Annotated in this window: 18 protein-coding genes; all 18 read left to right on the top strand. The window is 48.3% G+C overall.

Annotated features, from left to right (window positions below; translation table 11 throughout):
* Nucleotides 1-88: 88 nt before the first annotated feature.
* The 18 genes from L4D12_RS17670 to atpA all read left to right on the top strand — a co-directional run bounded on the left by L4D12_RS17670 (nt 89) and on the right by atpA (nt 15,145).
* Entirely contained in the window at nt 89-760 is a 672-nt protein-coding gene (locus L4D12_RS17670) for an amino acid ABC transporter permease (RefSeq protein ID WP_428449150.1), read from the top strand.
* Nucleotides 757-1,527: an amino acid ABC transporter ATP-binding protein gene (locus tag L4D12_RS17665; RefSeq protein WP_428449149.1), complete on the top strand. Its 771-nt coding sequence runs from the start codon at nt 757-759 to the stop codon at nt 1,525-1,527. Before L4D12_RS17670 ends, L4D12_RS17665 begins: the two co-directional genes overlap by 4 nt.
* A gap of 150 nt (nt 1,528-1,677) precedes the next feature.
* Complete coding sequence (rpmH, locus tag L4D12_RS17660) at nt 1,678-1,812, top strand: 50S ribosomal protein L34 (RefSeq protein ID WP_082210903.1); 135 nt, start codon at nt 1,678-1,680, stop codon at nt 1,810-1,812.
* Nucleotides 1,813-1,824: 12 nt separating this feature from the next.
* On the top strand, nt 1,825-2,181 hold the full coding sequence (rnpA, locus tag L4D12_RS17655) for a ribonuclease P protein component (RefSeq protein ID WP_428449148.1): 357 nt from the start codon (nt 1,825-1,827) through the stop codon (nt 2,179-2,181).
* A complete protein-coding gene (yidD, locus tag L4D12_RS17650) occupies nt 2,148-2,405 on the top strand; it encodes a membrane protein insertion efficiency factor YidD (RefSeq protein ID WP_428449147.1) in 258 nt (85 codons plus the stop codon). The genes rnpA and yidD overlap by 34 nt, the downstream gene beginning before the upstream one ends.
* 2 nt (nt 2,406-2,407) lie before the next feature.
* A complete protein-coding gene (gene yidC, locus L4D12_RS17645) occupies nt 2,408-4,033 on the top strand; it encodes a membrane protein insertase YidC (RefSeq protein ID WP_428449146.1) in 1,626 nt (541 codons plus the stop codon).
* Between the two features lie 136 nt (nt 4,034-4,169).
* The gene (gene mnmE, locus L4D12_RS17640; protein WP_428449145.1) at nt 4,170-5,537 is read left to right on the top strand and encodes a tRNA uridine-5-carboxymethylaminomethyl(34) synthesis GTPase MnmE; all 1,368 of its coding nucleotides are present in this window, start codon (nt 4,170-4,172) and stop codon (nt 5,535-5,537) included.
* Between the two features lie 175 nt (nt 5,538-5,712).
* Complete coding sequence (gene mioC / locus L4D12_RS17635) at nt 5,713-6,159, top strand: FMN-binding protein MioC (protein WP_428449144.1); 447 nt, start codon at nt 5,713-5,715, stop codon at nt 6,157-6,159.
* A gap of 428 nt (nt 6,160-6,587) precedes the next feature.
* The gene (gene mnmG, locus L4D12_RS17630) at nt 6,588-8,477 is read left to right on the top strand and encodes a tRNA uridine-5-carboxymethylaminomethyl(34) synthesis enzyme MnmG (protein ID WP_428449143.1); all 1,890 of its coding nucleotides are present in this window, start codon (nt 6,588-6,590) and stop codon (nt 8,475-8,477) included.
* A 9-nt stretch (nt 8,478-8,486) separates the two neighbouring features.
* Nucleotides 8,487-9,107, top strand: coding sequence for a 16S rRNA (guanine(527)-N(7))-methyltransferase RsmG (gene rsmG, locus L4D12_RS17625; RefSeq protein WP_428449142.1), 621 nt, complete (start codon nt 8,487-8,489; stop codon nt 9,105-9,107).
* Between the two features lie 16 nt (nt 9,108-9,123).
* The gene (locus L4D12_RS17620) at nt 9,124-9,918 is read left to right on the top strand and encodes a ParA family protein (RefSeq protein ID WP_428449141.1); all 795 of its coding nucleotides are present in this window, start codon (nt 9,124-9,126) and stop codon (nt 9,916-9,918) included.
* Nucleotides 9,919-9,927: 9 nt separating this feature from the next.
* Nucleotides 9,928-10,818, top strand: a complete 891-nt coding sequence (locus L4D12_RS17615) for a ParB/RepB/Spo0J family partition protein (RefSeq protein WP_428449140.1) — start codon at nt 9,928-9,930, stop codon at nt 10,816-10,818.
* A gap of 189 nt (nt 10,819-11,007) precedes the next feature.
* A complete protein-coding gene (locus tag L4D12_RS17610) occupies nt 11,008-11,397 on the top strand; it encodes a F0F1 ATP synthase subunit I (protein ID WP_428449139.1) in 390 nt (129 codons plus the stop codon).
* 8 nt (nt 11,398-11,405) lie between these two features.
* Nucleotides 11,406-12,194, top strand: coding sequence for a F0F1 ATP synthase subunit A (atpB, locus tag L4D12_RS17605; protein WP_428449138.1), 789 nt, complete (start codon nt 11,406-11,408; stop codon nt 12,192-12,194).
* 66 nt (nt 12,195-12,260) lie between these two features.
* Complete coding sequence (atpE, locus tag L4D12_RS17600) at nt 12,261-12,518, top strand: F0F1 ATP synthase subunit C (protein WP_005372317.1); 258 nt, start codon at nt 12,261-12,263, stop codon at nt 12,516-12,518.
* Between the two features lie 48 nt (nt 12,519-12,566).
* Nucleotides 12,567-13,037, top strand: a complete 471-nt coding sequence (gene atpF / locus L4D12_RS17595) for a F0F1 ATP synthase subunit B (RefSeq protein ID WP_428449137.1) — start codon at nt 12,567-12,569, stop codon at nt 13,035-13,037.
* Between the two features lie 16 nt (nt 13,038-13,053).
* A complete protein-coding gene (gene atpH / locus L4D12_RS17590) occupies nt 13,054-13,587 on the top strand; it encodes a F0F1 ATP synthase subunit delta (RefSeq protein WP_428449136.1) in 534 nt (177 codons plus the stop codon).
* A 16-nt stretch (nt 13,588-13,603) separates the two neighbouring features.
* On the top strand, nt 13,604-15,145 hold the full coding sequence (atpA, locus tag L4D12_RS17585; protein ID WP_428449135.1) for a F0F1 ATP synthase subunit alpha: 1,542 nt from the start codon (nt 13,604-13,606) through the stop codon (nt 15,143-15,145).
* Nucleotides 15,146-15,188: the final 43 nt, after the last annotated feature.

The following is a 15,188-nucleotide window of genomic DNA, read 5'->3' as shown; positions in this document are numbered from 1 at the left end:
TCCCCTATTATCGCTATCCTTCATATGCTAAAGGCTCCCCCGAGCGGGAGCCTTGTCCGTATTCCGCTGATTAAAGAAGACACCGATTATGGGTTTTGATTTTCACTATATGCTATCGCTGCTACCTATCTTGTTGAAGTACTTAGGTACGACGATGGGGATGGCATTGTGGGGTGCCCTGTTTGCCCTGATCATCGCCGTAGGACTCGCTATGATCAGATTTTATCGCGTTCCCGTGCTGGATCTGCTCAGCCAGCTGTATATCAGCTTTTTCCGGGGAACACCGCTACTGGTTCAGCTATTCCTTCTCTATTACGGACTACCACAAGTATTCCCGGTATTTGTCGGCCTAGATGCATTCAGTGCCGCGGTGATTGGTCTGAGCTTGCACTTTGGTGCTTATATGGCAGAAAGTATCCGTGCCGCGATAATCGGCATCGATCGCAGCCAGCACGAAGCCAGCCTCGCCATCGGGATGACAGAGCTTCAGAGTATGCGGCGGATCATCCTGCCTCAAGCCACACGAATCGCCTTACCCTCATTGATGAACTATTTCATTGATATGATCAAATCTACCTCTCTGGCCTTTACTCTGGGTGTCTCAGAAATCATGGCCAAGGCACAAATGGAAGCGGCATCCAGTTTCAAGTTCTTTGAAGCCTTCCTTGCTGTGGCTCTGATTTACTGGGCGGTCGTCCTGCTCCTGACGCGGGTACAGATCTGGGCGGAAGCTAAACTCAATAAGGCTTTTACACGATGATAAAAATAGCACACCTGACCAAACGCTTTGCCGACAGTATTATTTTTCACAACCTGGACCTGACCATTAATAAAGGTGAAATTGTGGTGGTGATCGGCCCATCAGGCACGGGAAAATCGACCCTACTACGCTGCATCAATGCGTTGGAACCCGCAGATAATGGCCAGATCACCATTGATAACGTCACTATCGATAGCCAGATGGCAAGTAAAAAAGAGATTGTCGCACTACGGCGGAAGACCGGATTTGTCTTTCAGAACTACGCCTTATTCACCCATCTTACCGCTCGACAAAACATTGCAGAAGGGCTGATCACCGTCCAAGGGTGGTCAAAACATGATGCCAATCAACGGGCTCAACAGATCCTCGATGACATCGGTCTGGGAGATAAAGGCGATCATTACCCCGCCGCTCTGTCTGGCGGGCAGCAGCAACGCGTTGGAATCGGTCGGGCGATGGCTCTAGACGCGGAGTTATTACTGTTTGACGAACCGACATCAGCCTTGGATCCAGAATGGGTCGGAGAGGTACTAAGCCTGATGAAACGACTGGCGCGTTGCCACCAAACCATGTTAGTGGTCACTCACGAGATGCAATTTGCACGCGAAGTAGCAGATAGAGTGATCTTCATGGCTGACGGAGAATTCGTGGAACAAGGCACTCCCGAGCAGATCTTCGGCCATGCAAACGATCCTCGGTTAAAAAAATTCCTAAATCAGGTCGGGATCCACGAAGGATCCTTGCACTCCTCGATAGACGAAGTATAATTCAGCGCCCGTAGTTTCTACGGTTGTAATGATTGACTATTTAAAAGCCAGTGATTACAATTCCGCCTCTTTGTTTAGAGGCAGCCGATTGTTCGCAGTCGGAAACCTAGACAATACTTAAAAACTGATCAGTTAATTTAAGGTAATACCATGAAACGCACTTTTCAACCAACAGTTCTAAAGCGCAAGCGTACCCACGGCTTCCGTGCACGCATGGCTACTAAGAACGGTCGCGCTGTTATCAACGCACGTCGCGCTAAAGGCCGTAAGCGTCTTTCTAAGTAATCTTTGATTATTTTGAATAAGCTCGCTTTTTCTCGGGAGTTACGTTTGTTAACTCCCGAACATTATAAAACAGTCTTCCAGCAAGCTCATCGTGCTGGCTCTCCTCATTTAACTATTCTTGCCCGTCCTAACAACCTCGACAATCCACGTCTTGGCCTTGCTGTTCCCAAAAAACAGATCAAAACTGCTGTAGGTAGAAATCGCTTCAAACGTATCACACGTGAGAGCTTCCGTCTTAAGCAAGCCGATTTGCCAGCCAAGGATTTTGTTGTTATTGCGAAAAAGAGTGCGCAAGAGTTGAGCAATGAAGAACTTTTCAAATTGCTAGACAAATTATGGCATCGCCTGTCTCGCCCTTCGCGTGGCTAGTCGTAGGACTAGTCCGCTTTTACCAACTGGCAATAAGTCCGCTTATTGGGCCCCGTTGTCGCTATACCCCCACATGTTCTCAATATGCCATTGAAGCAATAAAAGCGCATGGAGCGATAAAAGGTGGTTGGTTCGCAGCGAAACGTCTATTAAGATGTCATCCTTTAACCAACGGTGGCTACGACCCCGTTCCGCCAACCAAGCATAACGACAGAGATCATTAACGATGGATTCCCAACGCAATATTCTGTTAATTGCCCTACTGTTTGTCTCTTTTCTACTTTTCCAACAGTGGAACCTAGACAGCAACCCTCAACCGCAAGGCCAGGGTGTAGAGCAACAAGCCAACAACAGTGGTGATGTTCCTTCTCATTCTTCTGATGACGGCCAGCCTATTACTGACCAAGTTACTTCAAACAACCTTACCACCATCAATACAGATGTACTGGCGCTTACTGTCGATACGCTTGGTGGCGATATCATCGAATCCAAACTTTTAGCTTATAACAACGAGCTGGACTCAAAAGACCCGTTCGTACTGCTAAAAAATCAACCTGGCCATAGCTACACGGCACAATCAGGCTTGATCGGTGCCCAAGGTATCGATACCACAGCCGGTCGTGCTCAGCTAAAGGTTAGCGCGGACACCTTCACCTTGGCAGATGGTCAAGATGAAATCCGTGTACCGATGACGTTCCAAAAAGACGGCATCAACTACACCAAAACCTTTATTCTAAAACGCGGCAGCTACGCGGTAGATGTCGAATACACAGTCGATAACCAATCAGCAGATGCAGCAAGCGTTCAGATGTACGCGCAGCTTAAGCAGAACCTAATGGATGACGGCGGTAGTCTGACTATGCCAACATACCGTGGTGGTGCGTATTCTGCCGATGACGTGAAGTACAAAAAGTACAGCTTTGAAGATATGGAGGAGAAAAACCTCAATATCACTATCGATCATCAAGGCTGGGCTGCAATGATGCAGCATTACTTTGTGACTGCATGGATCCCTCGTACCGAGCATGATAGCAATCTGTATACCCGTACCAGCAATGGCCAGGGTTATATCGGTGTGCGTATGCCTGTTACAACGGTAGCACCAGGCACAGAGCAGACGCTAAAAGCAACCTTGTGGGTTGGTCCTAAACTGCAACAGCAGATGGAAGCCACTGCGCCAAACTTGAACCTGACTGTCGACTACGGCTGGTTATGGTTCATTGCGAGCCCGCTGCACAGCCTGTTATCGTTCATCCATAGCCTTGTTGGCAACTGGGGTGTCGCGATCATCATGCTGACCTTTATCGTCCGTGGTGCGATGTACCCACTTACCAAGGCACAGTACACTTCCATGGCCAAAATGCGCATGCTACAGCCTAAGCTGCAAGCAATGCGTGAACGTCTGGGCGACGATCGCCAGCGCATGAGTCAGGAAATGATGGAACTGTATAAGAAAGAGAAAGTGAACCCATTGGGTGGCTGTCTTCCAATTCTGCTACAGATGCCTATCTTCATTGCCTTATACTGGGCACTGATGGAATCGGTAGAACTGCGCCATGCGCCATTCTTCGGTTGGATTCATGACTTATCAGCCCAGGACCCGTACTACGTACTGCCAATCCTGATGGGTGTAACCATGTTCATGATCCAGAAGATGAGCCCGAGCACCGTGACAGATCCGATGCAGCAGAAGATCATGACATTCATGCCAGTAATGTTTACCTTCTTCTTCCTGTTCTTCCCGGCCGGTCTGGTTCTGTACTGGTTAGTATCGAACATTGTTACCCTGATCCAGCAAACGTTGATTTACCGCTCGCTGGAAAAGAAAGGCCTGCATACGAAGTCTAAGTAACTTCATGCAGCGCTGAAAAAAGGCGACCTTTGGGTCGCCTTTTTTGTCTCTTGTCGCTTCACCCTGTTGCCACAGCTAGGCATTCCCCGCTACGCTGTTTACAATTACCGCGTATTTACCAAGCTAAGCCAAAATTATGATCGCACAGACTGATACCATTGTAGCCCAAGCCACACCGCCCGGACGTGGTGGCGTGGGGATTATCCGCATCTCAGGCCCGAAAGCCACCGACGTCGCTCTGGCCATTGCTGGCCGAGAACTCAAGCCGCGTTATGCCGAATACCTGCCATTTAAGGATCAGGATGGTAACGCGTTGGACCAAGGCATCGCCTTGTTCTTTAAAGGACCACATTCCTTTACCGGTGAGGATGTCCTAGAACTCCAAGGTCATGGTGGCCCGGTTTTAATGGACATGATGATCCGCCGTATCCTGCAACTTGATGGGATCCGTCCTGCCCGCCCAGGTGAATTCTCCGAGCGTGCTTTCATGAACGACAAGCTCGATCTTGCGCAAGCAGAAGCGATTGCCGATCTCATTGATGCCAGTTCAGAGGAAGCGGCAAAAAGTGCCTTCAAGTCACTGCAAGGCGCCTTCTCAGCCCGAGTCAATGAATTGGTCGAAGCGCTGATCCACCTCCGTATCTACGTTGAAGCCGCGATTGATTTCCCAGAAGAAGAAATAGACTTCCTGTCTGACGGCAAGGTCGCAGGCGATCTCTACGGTATCATCGACCGTCTGAATGCGGTACGCCAAGAAGCCAATCAAGGCGCCATCATGCGTGAAGGGATGAAGGTCGTGATTGCCGGTCGCCCGAATGCTGGTAAATCAAGCCTACTCAACGCCCTGTCAGGCAAAGACAGTGCTATCGTCACTGACATTGCCGGCACCACCCGTGATGTCCTGCGAGAGCATATCCACATCGATGGCATGCCACTGCACATCATCGACACAGCCGGCCTACGTGAAGCCTCTGACGAAGTTGAGCGCATCGGTATTGAACGTGCGTGGGAAGAAATTCAACAGGCAGATCGCGTCCTGTTCATGGTCGATGGCACCACCACAGATGCCACCGATCCTGCTGACATCTGGCCTGAGTTTATCGAACGCCTACCAGCTAAACTCGGGCTTACCGTTATCCGTAATAAAGTGGAACTGACAGGTGAGCAGGCCGGGATCTGTCACGTCAACAACCCAACCCTGATCCGCCTATCAGCTCGTACAGGGGACGGCATCGACAGCCTACGTGAGCACCTCAAAGAATGCATGGGCTTTGCAGGGACCACTGAGGGGGGCTTTATGGCCCGTCGTCGTCACCTTGACGCCCTAGAGCGTGCCGCTAGCCATCTGGAAACAGGGAAAGAACAACTGGAAGGGTATATGGCGGGCGAAATTCTCGCAGAAGAACTGCGTCTAGCTCAGCAACACCTCAGTGAGATCACCGGCGAGTTCACCTCGGATGATCTTCTTGGTCGGATCTTTACCTCGTTCTGTATCGGAAAATAATAGATCCCCTCCCCGATCCTTTATCACAACCTGTTCCGGATCCTCGGGACAGGCTGTGCATAACCTTCAAACAAAACGTCTTTCCCTTCTGATGATCAGGCTTTATTCCTATTCTCTAGGCAGTACAATGCCTGTGTATAGTTCATTATGAACATCACGTCTAAAGAGAGAGTCCATGAGTCATATTACCCTTATTACCGGTAGCACCCTCGGCGGGGCTGAATACGTCGCTGACCACCTGTCTGAACTGCTTGAACAAGCCGGACATCATACCAATATCGAGAACCAAGCCACGCTCACAGAGCTCGATATTGCCGCGATATGGCTTATTGTCTGCTCTACTCATGGTGCAGGAGACTATCCCGACAATTTCCAGCCCTTTGTCAAACAGCTAACCCTGAACCATCCCGATCTGAGCAAGGTTAAATACGGTGTTATCGGCCTTGGTGATAGCAGTTACGATACTTTCTGTGCTGCAGCTAAGAATATCGACAGCCTGATGGCATCGTTAGGTGCAAAACGGATCGGAGAGCGCTTAGAAATCGATGTTTCACACGATCCTGTGCCAGAAGATCCAGCAGAAGAGTGGCTGGAAAACTGGAAAAACCACCTTGATGAATAAAATACCGCCACCTAAAACACCAATTTCGGGCTTTTTTTAAACTTTTTTCTGTGGATAACTATGGATCTAAACAGTGATCAACCACTAGTTATCCATTTAATAACTTATCCACCGATCCCCCCCTGTTGATAACATGCTATTTTGATCCCAGCTAATCCTTATGATGATCCAAGCTGCTCCACAGCAATTGATCCTCCCTAATCCCATGATCATTAGGATCATTTATCGCTTATCCACACGATCGTTGGATCTATATAATAGATCTAATAAAAGATCTCTTTAAAAAGATCTTATATATATTTAAAACCCCCTCTCGGTTGATCAAATGATCTTCAGGAAAGATTCTCTCTTTTCCGGAAACAGGATAGAATGATCAACCTTTGCTCAATAACAGCTCACTGCCAATTTTAAATACCTGAGGTAGTTTCATGTTTTACCAGGATAATTTTGATGTCATCGTTGTTGGTGGCGGTCATGCAGGGACGGAAGCCGCACTGGCAGCTGCCCGCATGGGACAAAAAACCTTACTGCTGACACACAACATTGATACGTTGGGACAGATGTCATGCAACCCGGCGATCGGCGGGATCGGGAAAGGACACCTGGTTAAAGAAGTTGACGCTCTGGGTGGTTTGATGGCCCAAGCGATCGACAAGGGTGGGATCCAGTTTCGTACCCTAAATTCCTCTAAAGGCCCTGCGGTACGAGCGACTCGTGCCCAAGCAGACCGAGCGCTGTACAAGGCCGCAGTGCGTGAAGCACTGGAAAATCAGCCAAACTTAACCTTATTCCAGCAATCTGTTGATGATTTGATCATCGAGAACAACCGAGTCGTCGGTGCTGTGACTAAAATGGGTCTCAAGTTCCGTGCGAAAGCCGTTGTCTTAACTGTCGGTACTTTCCTTGGTGGTAAGATCCATATTGGCCTGGAAAATTACAGCGGCGGTCGTGCTGGCGATCCACCGTCAATTGCACTGGCAGATCGTTTGCGTGAATTACCATTTCGGGTTAATCGCCTGAAAACAGGCACACCACCGCGGATTGATGCCCGTACAGTTGATTTCAGCCAGCTGGAAGCACAGCATGGTGATAACCCGACACCAGTATTCTCATTTATGGGTAAAGCCTCGGATCACCCACGCCAGATCCCATGTTTTATTACCCATACCAATGAAAAAACCCACGATGTGATCCGTAATAACTTGGATCGTAGCCCGATGTATTCCGGGGTGATCGAAGGGATCGGCCCGCGTTATTGTCCGTCGATCGAAGATAAAGTGATGCGCTTTGCTGATAAAGATAGCCATCAGATCTTTATTGAGCCTGAGGGCTTAACGACGCATGAACTGTACCCGAATGGTATTTCAACCAGCTTGCCGTTTGATGTACAAATGCAAATCGTTCGTTCAATGAAAGGCTTTGAGAACGCAGCAATTATGCGTCCTGGCTATGCCATTGAATATGATTTCTTTGATCCACGAGATTTGAAGCAGACCTTTGAAACTAAGTTTATCGATGGTCTGTTCTTTGCGGGGCAGATCAACGGTACCACTGGCTATGAAGAAGCGGCAGCTCAAGGTTTACTTGCCGGTATGAACGCGGCACTGTCAGCGCAAGACAAAGAAGGCTGGAGTCCTCGTCGTGATCAGGCTTACATGGGGGTATTGATTGATGATCTATCAACCATGGGTACCAAAGAACCGTACCGTATGTTTACGTCACGTGCGGAATACCGTTTGTTACTCCGTGAAGACAATGCCGATTTACGTTTAACCGAAACTGGCCGCCAGTATGGTTTAGTGGATGATGAACGCTGGGCTCGGTTTAGCCAAAAGATCGAAAATATTGAGTTAGAGCGCCAGCGCTTAAAAGATATTTGGGTCAATCCGCTGTCGGATCAGGTTACCGCTGTTAATGCGATCTTAAAAACGCCGATCACTCGTGAGGTGAATGGTGAAGATCTGTTGCGCCGTCCTGAAGTGACCTACGAGCAATTGACCAATATTGAGCATTTTGGTCCTCGCCATGAGGATACTCAAGCCTGCGAGCAAGTGGAAACTCAGGTGAAATACCAGGGCTATATTGATCGCCAGAAAGATGAAGTGGAAAAATCATTGCGCCATGAGACCACAAAACTCCCGTTGAACATTGAATACAGCGCAGTAAAAGGTCTGTCGAATGAAGTGGTCAGCAAATTGAATGACGCAAAACCTGAGACCATAGGCATGGCATCGCGGATCCCTGGGATCACTCCCGCGGCTATTTCACTACTGCTTGTGTACTTGAAGAAGCAGGGCGTGCTCAAGAAAGGCGAATAGGAGTTATCCGTGAAACAACGTTTGGCGCAGCTGATCGCGCAAACTGACCTAACGGTCACAGAACAGCAGATTGACCAGCTTGTGGGCTTTGTTGCCATGCTGCATAAATGGAATAAAGCTTATAATTTGACCTCGGTCCGTGATCCTAACGAAATGTTAGTAAAACATATCATGGACAGTTTGGTGGTAAGCCCACACCTAGAGGGTGAGCGTTTTATTGATGTTGGAACGGGCCCTGGGTTGCCAGGGATCCCGTTGGCAATAATGAATCCAGACAAGCAGTTTACCTTGCTTGATAGCTTAGGTAAGCGTATTCGCTTTATTCGTCAGGCCATTTTTGAACTAAAAATTACCAACGTCACACCAGTACAAAGCCGAGTGGAAGAGTTCCAGCCTGAGGTTGGCTTTGATTGTGTACTCAGCCGCGCGTTTGCTTCAATGAACGATATGGTGTCTTGGTGTCACCACTTACCGGCAGATAGCGGCTGTTTTATGGCATTAAAAGGCCAGTTCGATCAACAGGAAGTCGCAGAGCTACCTGACTGGTGTTCTGTGACAGAGGTCAAATCTTTGCATGTTCCTGAGTTAGAAGGCGAGCGCCATCTAGTAATCTTGACCGCAAAGGGATAATGGATGAGGTTTTTTCGTGGGAAGAGTCATAGCGGTAGCCAACCAGAAGGGTGGCGTGGGTAAAACCACAACGTGTGTTAACTTGGCAGCCTCGCTGGCTGCTACACAGCGGAAGGTTTTGGTGGTCGATTTAGATCCTCAAGGGAATGCTACTATGGCCAGCGGTGTAGACAAATACCAGGTCGATGCCACGGCCTATGAGCTTCTTGTCGAAGAAATCCCGTTCAATGATGTTGTGATCAAAGAAACGACGGGCGGTTATCATCTGATTGCCGCCAATGGTGACGTCACTGCTGCAGAAATCAAGTTGATGGAAGTATTCGCTCGAGAGGTCCGATTACGTACCACTTTAGAGGGAGTTCGTGATAACTATGATTTCATCTTTATTGATTGTCCACCAGCCTTAAACCTCCTTACAATCAATGCTATGACGGCTGCTGATTCGGTTTTAGTGCCGATGCAATGTGAGTACTTTGCGCTTGAGGGATTGACGGCTTTGATGGACACCATCAGTAAGCTAACCGCAGTGGTGAACAGTGACCTCAAAATCGAAGGCCTACTGCGTACCATGTATGATCCGCGTAATCGGCTGGCGAGCGAAGTGTCGCAGCAGCTGAAAAAGCATTTTGGCGATAAGGTCTATCGTACCGTTATCCCACGCAATGTCCGCCTTGCCGAGGCACCAAGTCATGGCCGCCCTGCGATGTACTATGACAAGTATTCCAGTGGGGCTAAAGCCTATTTGGCCTTGGCTGGTGAAATTATTCGCCGTGATGAGCTGGTACGCAACGCGGGTATGGCCGAGGCATAAGGGTTAATCATGAATATGAACAAACGAGGTCTGGGTAAAGGCCTTGATGCGCTGCTCGCAACCAGCTCAGTGGCGCATAATCGTCAGCAGAAGGCCGATTTAGCACAATCACTGTCGGCCGATGGTACTTTGCGTGAGTTGGCGATGAATCAGTTAGTCGCTGGTCGCTATCAGCCGCGTAAAGATATGTCTGAGGAGGCTTTGGCTGAATTGGCAGAATCCATCCGCGCTCAAGGTGTGATCCAGCCGATCGTGGTGCGGGAAATTGAACCACAACAGTATGAGATTATCGCGGGTGAACGCCGCTGGCGCGCATCACGTCAAGCTGGGCTTCAGAAAGTCCCTTGTATTATAAAACAGGTCGATGATCGGGCAACCGTTGCGATAGCGCTGATTGAAAATATCCAGCGTGAAGATCTCAATGCGATAGAGGAAGCCCAAGCCTTAGAAAGGCTGCAAAATGAATTTTCGTTGACCCACCAACAAGTGGCTGAGGCGGTTGGCAAATCACGGGCTGCTGTATCTAACCTTTTGCGTCTGAACCAGTTGGAAGCACCGGTAAAGCGCATGGTTGAGCAGAAACAATTGGAAATGGGTCATGCCCGTGCTCTGCTTGCCCTATCGGCCGAGCAGCAGTTTGAGGCCGCACAGGTTGTTGTGAGCAAAATGCTGACAGTGCGTGATACTGAACGATTAGTTAAGAAGATGCAGGCTCCTGAGCCCACTAAAGTACCCACCGTCAACACGCAGCTTGAAGCGGTAGAAAATCGCCTGAGTGAGCGCTTTGGTACTCAGGTTTCTATCAATCAGCAAAAGAGCGGAAAAGGCAAAATTGTCATTAGCTTTGATGAAGCAGACAAGTTAAAGCAACTTCTTGCAATTTTTGGTGATAATATGTGACATTATATGTGATATTGTGTGTGTCTGTTTTGTTGCATAGGTTGCAACGGCGTGATCAGGTTGCAATATTGTAAATCATAACACCTTTTTTTGCTGCGGTTAGATTGCATTCAATCTAATCCGCCGTATAATTTTCGCAGTTTTCCCAGCACGCATATGTGCAGTGGAATGGACTCGAGGAACGAATACATGGTATCGGCGCTAGTTAGACCGGGCCGCCAATTGGCGAAACGGTTACTGTTGCTACAATCTGGCGCCGTTTTAGTAACGGCAATCATGGCGGCATTTGCTGTCAGCGTTGACTGGGGACTCTCTGCATTAATCGGTGGGGGCATTTTTGTTATTGCCAACACTGCATTTGCTGCCTGTGCGTTTTTGTTCAGTGGGGCTCGTCAAGCCCGACTGATCATGGCGTCCTTTTTTGGCGGTGAAGTGCTTAAAATCCTCATTACTGTCATCTTGTTTGCCGTTGTTTACCTGTATGTCGAGGTGGAACTTGTTCCCCTCAAACTGGCCTATTTGCTGGCTCTCGGAATTAACATCTTTGGGCCGGTTTTATTCATTAACAACAACAAATAGGATGAGTTATGGCTGCGCCAGGTGAAGCGCTAACGCCGTCAGGCTACATTACTCACCACCTGACCAATTTGGCAGTGGGTGATGGTGGCTTCTGGACGGTGCATATAGATAGCTTATTTTTCTCTGTTCTTACGGGATTGGTCTTTTTAGCCCTATTCCGTTCGGTAGCGAAAAAGGCGACATCAGGAGTTCCAGGGAAACTTCAGTGTTTTGTGGAGATCATGGTTGAGTTCGTTGACACTAACGTCAAAGATACTTTCCATGGCCGTAATCCGCTGATAGCCCCTCTGGCTCTGACCATTTTCTGTTGGATTATGCTGATGAACATCATGGACTTAGTGCCAATTGATTTTCTTCCGTACCCGGCAGAGCACTGGTTAGGTATCCCTTATCTTAAGGTTGTACCATCTGCAGATGTCAACATCACCATGGCAATGGCGTTGGGTGTTTTCGCCTTGATGATCTATTACAGCATCAAAGTGAAAGGCCTTGGCGGCTTTGTTAAAGAACTGGCTCTTCACCCGTTCAATCACCCGATCATGATTCCGTTCAACCTGCTTCTTGAAGTGGTATCGCTGCTGGCGAAACCAATTTCATTGGGTATGCGTTTGTTTGGTAACATGTTTGCTGGTGAGGTGGTGTTTATCCTAATCGCGGCATTAATGCCGTGGTGGGCACAATGGCTGGGATCGGTACCGTGGGCTATTTTCCACATTCTGGTCATTACAATTCAAGCATTCGTGTTTATGATGTTGACTATTGTGTACCTGTCTCAGGCACATGAAGACAATCATTAACGATTATTTGTCAATTTTTCAATTTTTACTGGCACTTTAGCCGACAACTATAAACTGGAGATAGTGATGGAAACTTTACTAAGCTTTTCTGCAATTGCCGTGGGCATCATTGTAGGTCTTGCTTCCCTTGGTACAGCGATCGGCTTCGCGCTTTTAGGCGGTAAGTTCCTTGAAGGCGCTGCGCGTCAGCCTGAAATGGCACCAATGCTTCAAGTTAAGATGTTCATCATTGCGGGTCTGCTTGATGCGGTTCCAATGATCGGTATCGTAATCGCTCTGCTATTCACATTCGCAAACCCATTCGTTGGTCAGCTAGCTGGTTAATAACAAGAACGAACGGACCCATAGCAACCCTTTTTAAGGAGATGCGTTGTGAATATGAATGCAACCTTGCTGGGTCAGGCAATCGCCTTTTTCCTATTTGTGGTGTTCTGCATGAAATATGTATGGCCACCTATTATGGAAGCGATTGAAGAACGTCAGAAAAAAATTGCTGACGGCTTGGCAGCCGCTGATCGTGCTGCCAAAGACCTGAACCTAGCGCAGTCGAATGCTTCTGATCAATTGAAAGAAGCAAAACGTACTGCAACTGAGATCGTCGAGCAAGCTAATAAGCGCAAGTCTCAGATCATTGATGAAGCAAAGGCGGAAGCCCTTGCTGAGCGCGATAAAATTCTGGCGCAAGGTCTTGCTGAGATCGAAGCTGAACGCAACCGCGCTCGTGATGAGCTGAGAAAACAAGTTGCAACTCTGGCTGTGATTGGTGCTGAGAAAATCATTGAGCGTACTATCGATAAAGATGCGCACGCTGATCTTCTTAACAAAGTCACTGCAGAACTGTAATTAAAGGGGCAAGCACATGTCGGATATGACTACCATCGCACGCCCCTACGCTAAAGCAGCCTTTGATTTTGCGGTTGAGAAAGGTGAGCTGGCCCAGTGGGCCGAAATGCTCACCTTTGCTGCCGAAGTCGCCAATAACGAGACTATTAAGGACATCCTTGATAGCGGTTATGCGGCGGATAAACTGACTGAAATCTTCGTGTCAGTTTGCGGTGAGCAACTCAACGAATTTGGTCAGAACCTGATTAAGGTAATGGCTGAAAATGGACGCCTTAAAGCGCTTCCTGCTGTTTGTGAAGAGTACTTGCTGCTGAAAAGCGAGCGAGAAAAGACTATCGATGCTGACGTGATCTCTGCGATTGCATTAGACGATAGCCAACTTGAAGCAATTAGCCAGAAGCTAGAGCAGCGTCTTGATCGTAAAGTGAAGCTGAATTGCAGTGTAGACGAGACCCTGATTGCTGGGGTTGTAATTAGAGCCGGAGACTTAGTCATCGATAACTCAGTACGCGGCAAGTTAGACCGCCTGAGCGATGCTTTGCAGTCTTGATTTGGGGAATTGGAGCATGCAACTTAATTCCACGGAAATTAGCGCACTGATCAAACAGCGTATTGAAAATTTCAACGTTGTAAGTGAAGCGCGTAACGAAGGTACTATCATCTCAGTGAGTGATGGTATTCTTCGTATCCATGGCCTTGCAGACGTAATGCAAGGTGAAATGATTGAACTACCAGGTGGTCGTTATGCACTGGCACTGAACCTTGAGCGTGACTCGGTCGGTGCGGTTGTAATGGGCCCTTATGTCAACCTTCAGGAAGGCATGAAAGTGACTGGTACTGGTCGTATTCTTGAAGTGCCAGTGGGTAAAGCCCTACTTGGCCGTGTCGTGAATACACTGGGTGAGCCAATTGACGGTAAAGGTCCAATTGAGACAGAGACATTCTCTCCTGTTGAAGTGATTGCACCGGGTGTTATCGATCGTAAATCAGTCGATCAGCCAGTACAGACTGGCTATAAAGCGGTTGACTCGATGATTCCAATCGGTCGTGGCCAGCGTGAGCTGATCATCGGTGACCGTCAGACCGGTAAAACAGCGATGGCTATCGATGCCATCATCAACCAGAAAAACTCTGGTATTTACTCTGTTTATGTTGCTATCGGCCAGAAAGCCTCAACCATTGCTAACGTGGTACGTAAGCTGGAAGAGCATGGCGCATTGGAAAATACCATTGTTGTGGTGGCATCTGCTTCTGAAGCAGCGGCGCTGCAGTACCTTGCACCTTATGCTGGTTGTGCGATGGGTGAGTACTTCCGTGATCGTGGCGAAGATGCACTGATTGTATACGATGACTTGTCTAAGCAAGCTGTTGCTTACCGTCAAATTTCACTATTGCTGAAGCGTCCACCGGGTCGTGAAGCATTCCCTGGTGATGTTTTCTACCTCCACTCTCGCCTTCTCGAGCGTGCTGCACGTGTTAATGAACACTACGTAGAAAAATACACTAACGGTGAAGTGAAAGGGCGTAGCGGCTCATTGACTGCGTTGCCGATTATCGAAACGCAAGCGGGTGACGTATCAGCGTTCGTACCGACTAACGTTATCTCCATCACTGATGGCCAGATTTTCCTACAGACAGAGCTTTTCAATGCTGGTATTCGCCCTGCGGTTGATCCAGGTATCTCTGTTTCTCGTGTAGGTGGTTCGGCTCAAACCAAGATCATCAAGAAGCTGTCTGGTGGTATTCGTACCGCACTTGCACAGTATCGTGAACTAGCGGCATTTGCTCAGTTCTCGTCTGACCTTGATGAAGCAACTAAGAAGCAGCTTGATCACGGTCAGAAAGTGACTGAGTTGATGAAGCAGAAGCAGTATGCACCAATGTCTGTTTTCGAACAGGCTGTGGTTATCTTTGCTGCTGAAAAAGGCTATTTGAACGATGTTGAGCTGACTAAGCTGGCTGACTTCGAAGCTGCGTTGCTTTCATATGCCAAAGGTCAATTTGCTGAGCTAGTATCTCAGATTGATGAAACGGGTGCGTGGAACGATGAAATTGAAGCTCAGTTTGTAAAACTGGTTGAAGATTTCAAAGCGACCCAGACTTGGTAATTGGTTGGTGATCGCTTGCGATCACCCACTAACGGAGAGTAAC

This window comes from Photobacterium nomapromontoriensis (assembly GCF_050336815.1).
Taxonomy (GTDB): domain Bacteria; phylum Pseudomonadota; class Gammaproteobacteria; order Enterobacterales; family Vibrionaceae; genus Photobacterium; species Photobacterium nomapromontoriensis.
Note: the sequence above shows the minus strand (reverse complement) of the source record. Positions and strands in the feature narration are given on the sequence as shown.